Raw genomic sequence first — 4,834 nt, 5'->3', positions numbered from 1 at the left:
TGCAGATCGTCGATTTGCGAGGGGAGCAATGTCAGGACAGTCGGTTCGGTTTCGCAGGGCACGGGCATTCTCGATCATGTCAGTCTGTTGGAGGGATATGCGGCCTAAACGGGTAAACTGTTACTCGGAAATCACCTTATTCGCCTGTACTTTCTGTGTGCGGTATAGTCGCATGATAGACGCAGTATTGCTAACAGGGAGACCGACTCGAATGCCCGCTGTCAAGAAGACGACCGTGACGTTCCTCATCCTACCCGAGATCAAGGCCGCCCTGCGCGAGGCCGCCGAGCGCGAGCATCGCAGTCTGGCGAACATACTGGAGGTGATGATTCGGGATTGGTGCGGGCGCGAGGGGGTTGGACCGGTCGGTCGTCCGTCAGCGATGACCGAGCGGCGGTCGTCGAACGGTGTGACTCAAGCTTGCGAAACCCACCATGATCGGTCGACATCGGCATGATGGTCGCCAAGGGACGAACCTTGCCAGGAATTGGCGCCACTCAACGGCTCACCAGGAATGGATGATATGTCGACCGCTTCGCCAGCCCTGTCCGCACACCCCGAATTGACTGAGCGGCTGACCGCACGCGGACAAAGCCCGAGCCGGGCGGCGCACCTGCCCCTCTCCTTTCCCCCGTTGGCCCGGTTTCGCTTTCGCCTGGAGGCCGTCGAGGCCATCCGGCTGCCGGATTATGCCGGTTCCGCCTGGCGCGGCCTGCTCGGTCATGGCCTGCGGCGCACCGCCTGCGTGACCCGACAGCCGACCTGCACTGGCTGTCTGCTCGCCCAGCAGTGCGTCTATTCGACCTTGTTCGAGACCCCGGCCTCGCCCGCGCAGGCCCAGAGTGGCTATACCGCTCTGCCGCATCCCTTCGTGCTCGACCTCGACCCGACCGCGCCCCGCATACTGGCACCCGGCGATCCGTTCACGCTGACGATCCATCTGCTCGGCGCTGCCATCGCACAGGCACCCTATCTGATTCATGCCCTGGGCTTGGCCGGGCAACGCGGATTTGGCCGCGAGGGCGGGCGTTTCGGTCTGATCGGCGTGGACCGCGAGCAGACGCCCGGCGACGGTCACTGGACGCCGGTCTATACCGCCCGCGAAGGCGTCTATCAACCGTTGGACGCCGCGCCCTTGTGCCCCCCGCCGATCCCTGACCGCGTGCGCCTGCGCCTGATCACCCCCCTGCGCATCAAGCGCGACGGGCATTTTCTCGGCGCGCGCGAATTTACGGCGGGCGATCTGATCCACGCCCTCTATCGGCGCTTACGGTCGCTGGCTGACTGGCAGGGCGGCGATCCCGCCGCCTTCGACCCGCGGGGTGTGTCACGGGATCTGGCGGCGCTCCATCTGCACGCCGATTGGCTGCGCTGGCATGAGTGGACGCGCTATTCCTCGCGTCAGGACACCCTGATGCAGTTCGGCGGATTGATCGGCGAATTCGACCTCGCCGGCTCCGCCCTGGCCGACCTCTGGCCCGCACTCTGGTTGGGGCAGTGGACCCATGTTGGGAAGGACACGGCGTTTGGGCTGGGGGGGTATCGGATCCTCGCTGTGACGGGGAGCGACAAGGACCAGCGGGAACGCAAGCTTGCCAACACCGACGACGGGGGTTCCCGAGCGGACAATGCTACCCATGGAGACACGCATGAATCATGATGAACGTCTGGCCGCTTCCTGCCGCATGGCCTTGGGTGCGCTGCTGCACGATGTCGGGAAATTCGCCGAACGCGCGGGTATCGAGATCGATGCCGAGACGCTGGCGATCCATCTACAACTCTATGCCCGTCGTCAGGAGGCTGGGGGCAAGCAGTGGTATACGCACCGTCACGCCGCCTATACCGCGCTGGCGATCGACCGGCTCGAACCCTGGCTGCCGCGTCTTGTCGGCACCGAGATGACGCCCTTTGCCGCTTGGAAAGACGTTGACGCCGACGATTCCCTCATTAACGCCGCCGCGCGTCACCACACGCCCGAGACCTTCCTGCAATGGATCATCGCCACCGCCGACCGCGTGGCATCGGGCTTCGAGCGCGAGACCTTCGACCGATACAACGATGCCGACGAAACCACCAGCACCAAGCTCAACCACATCACTGCCCGTCAGTTGACCCTGTTCGAGCAGATCCGCCTAAACGACGAGGTGGCGAAACAGCCGCCGACGATGCGGTATCCGCTCCAGCCCCTGTCGCCGCTGACCCTGTTCCCGGTGCCGGCCACGGAGACCGAAACCCGCGACCAGACCAAGGCGCGGGCAGAGTATCGCGCCTTGTGGGATGCCTTCATCCAAGCACTCGCGGACATCCCCGCCGCGCACCGCGAGCGTCTCGATCTGTGGCTGGATCACTTCGAGACCCTGTGGCTGACTTTCACCCACGCGATTCCCTCGGCCACCGCCTTTGGGGCCAAACCCGAGGTCTCGCTCTACGACCACTCCAAGGCGGTCGCGGCGCTGGCGGTCGCACTCTGGCGCTATCACCAGGAGCGCGGCGATGACCCGACGACGGTGGCGACGGCGCAGCGCACCCGTGCCGACTGGGACGATGCCAAATTTCTGCTGATCCAGGGCGACCTGTTCGGAATTCAGGAGTTCATCTTTGCCAGCGGCGGCGAAACCCAGCGCCGGGCCGCGAAACTGCTGCGGGGTCGCTCCTTTTATGTCGGTCTACTGACCGAATGCGCCGCCATGCGGGTACTCGATGCCCTGGCGCTGCCGCCCACCAGCCAGATCATCAACGCTGCTGGAAAATTCCTGATCGTCGCGCCGCATACCGAGGCGACGCTGGAGGCTTTGACGAACGTGCGCACCGAACTCGACGCTTGGTGCCTGACGCACAGCTTTGGTCAATCCGGCGTTGGACTCGCCTGGCTGCCCGCCACCTGCAACGATTTTCTCAGCGACCGCGCGCAACCCAACGCGCATGGACGCTTCCGCGATCTGATGAAACGGCTGTTCGCCCAACTCGAACAGGCCAAGGCGCAGCGTTTCGGACTCTGCGCAACCGACGCCCCCTCGCCCGCCTTCGACGGTTTTCTCGACCAATTCGACAACACCCGTGGTGCCTGCCAAATCGACGGGCGTTCCCCCGCGGTCACGGCCATCGTCGAGGGCGGACGGACCATCCAGGTTGGGCGGTTGGCCAAAGATCAGATCGACCTTGGCAACTGGCTCACCTCCTACGAACGTTTGCTGGTCAGCCGCCAGGAAATCCTCAGCGGGAAGACCTTGGGCGTCGATCTGTTTGGCTATCGCATCGGTTTCACCGGCAGCGAAGACGATAGCGGGCGCTTTGGTCCCGAGGTTCGCAAGGGCAATCTGCTGCGCGCCTGGGATTTCAGCCTGCCCGATGCCGACGGCAGGCGCCCACTGTGGAACGGCTATGCCCGACGCGCCATCAATGCCTACATCCCGCGTTTCGCGGGCGATGAGGCGCAAGACGCCTGGTTACGCGAGAAGTATCAGGGCGGCGAGCCTGACGAGACGTTCGATCCCGCGCCGCGCGAACCCAAGACCTTCAACCATCTGGCGGGCGAGGATCTGGCCCTCGACGCTCACAACCGCTGGATCGGCATCCGGGCGCTCACCACGCTCAAGGGCGATGTGGACAATCTCGGCCTGATCTTTCAGCAGGGACTAGAGGCGCCGACCTTCGCCAAGATGGCCGCCTTGTCGCGCCAGATGAATGCCTTTTTCGCGCTCTATCTGCCCTGGCGGTGCCGGACTCGCTACCCCAACGCCTACACCGTTTTCGCCGGCGGCGACGATTTCTTTCTGCTCGGCCCCTGGCAGACGCAGATGGATCTGGCGCGCGACCTGCGGACTGAGTTTACTCGCTACGTCGCGGGCAATCCGGGCATCCATTTCTCGGCCGGTCTGTCGATGACCAAGCCCGGCCTGCCGGTGCGCCACCTCGCCGAACTCGGCGAACAGGCATTGGAAGCCGCCAAGACCTGTCGCCCCGAGAAAGACAGCGTCACCTGTTTCGGTCAGACCGTTCCCTGGACGACCTTCGATGCCCTGGATGTCGCGGGCGGCGAGTTGACCCGTTTGGCAGGAGAACTCGGACTGAGCACCGGCTATCTCTACGGTCTGCTGGAACTGATCGACAAGGCTGAGCGAATCCATGAACGCCCGGAAAATGCCATCTGGCACAGCCAGTTCGCCTATCGCACCGTGCGGCTGTTGGAATCCGCCGTCGGACTGCGTGGCAAGGACAAGGACGACGAACGCCGACGGCTGTTACAACAGTTGGCGCAGGTGATCGCGCAGCAGGGCATCGAACGCTTCGGCGGGGCGTACCGTATCCCGCTGTTCACCCATCTCTATCAGGCACGCGACTAAGAGGACCGACCCATGGCCGAAGGACGTTACAGCAATCCATCCCAACGCGACGCCCGCCGCCCCGGCGCGGATCGCCAGAACCCACGCGAGGCCTATGTCCCGGACATCATCCTTGACGGGATCCAGTTCGGGGGGGCGCTCGATCCGCAGTTGTTCAACGAGATTGCCAAGCGTTGCGCGGTCACCATTGGCGAGAACCAGAAGCGCAATAAGCCGAGCCAACTGCGCCGCTTCTACGACGAACTGGTGATGTGGGCCGAGAAGGCTAAGCAGCACCCCGAACGATTCGAGGAATACCGACCGTTCATCCTCATGCTTAACGCCAAGGCGGCCTACGCCGATGGGCGCGAGCTAGTACAGTGGCGCTCAAATGTTTGTAATGGCACTTAGACCATCAATGGTTTCCCTTGATACGTCCAACGGAACGGTTTGGCCATGGTGGCATTGAAGTAGGCGATGAAGGCCAGCAACTTGGCACGCAAGTCCTCCTT

At 63.7% G+C, this 4,834-nt stretch carries 4 protein-coding genes; all 4 read left to right on the top strand.

Features of this window, described 5'->3' with window-relative positions:
* Nucleotides 1-211 precede the first annotated feature (211 nt).
* The 4 genes from QZY07_RS17935 (at nt 212) to csm2 (ending at nt 4,733) form a co-directional block, all read left to right on the top strand.
* On the top strand, nt 212-457 hold the full coding sequence (locus tag QZY07_RS17935) for a hypothetical protein (RefSeq protein WP_295405672.1): 246 nt from the start codon (nt 212-214) through the stop codon (nt 455-457).
* Nucleotides 458-523: 66 nt separating this feature from the next.
* Nucleotides 524-1,660, top strand: coding sequence for a CRISPR system precrRNA processing endoribonuclease RAMP protein Cas6 (cas6, locus tag QZY07_RS17930; protein WP_295405670.1), 1,137 nt, complete (start codon nt 524-526; stop codon nt 1,658-1,660).
* Complete coding sequence (cas10, locus tag QZY07_RS17925; protein WP_295405668.1) at nt 1,650-4,343, top strand: type III-A CRISPR-associated protein Cas10/Csm1; 2,694 nt, start codon at nt 1,650-1,652, stop codon at nt 4,341-4,343. Before cas6 ends, cas10 begins: the two co-directional genes overlap by 11 nt.
* Before the next feature lie 12 nt (nt 4,344-4,355).
* Complete coding sequence (gene csm2 / locus QZY07_RS17920; protein ID WP_295405666.1) at nt 4,356-4,733, top strand: type III-A CRISPR-associated protein Csm2; 378 nt, start codon at nt 4,356-4,358, stop codon at nt 4,731-4,733.
* Nucleotides 4,734-4,834: the final 101 nt, after the last annotated feature.

The sequence above is a fragment of the uncultured Thiocystis sp. genome (assembly GCF_903866365.1).
Lineage (GTDB): Bacteria > Pseudomonadota > Gammaproteobacteria > Chromatiales > Chromatiaceae > Chromatium.
The sequence above is the reverse complement of the archived record's forward strand: the minus strand, read 5'-3'. Positions and strand labels throughout refer to the sequence as shown.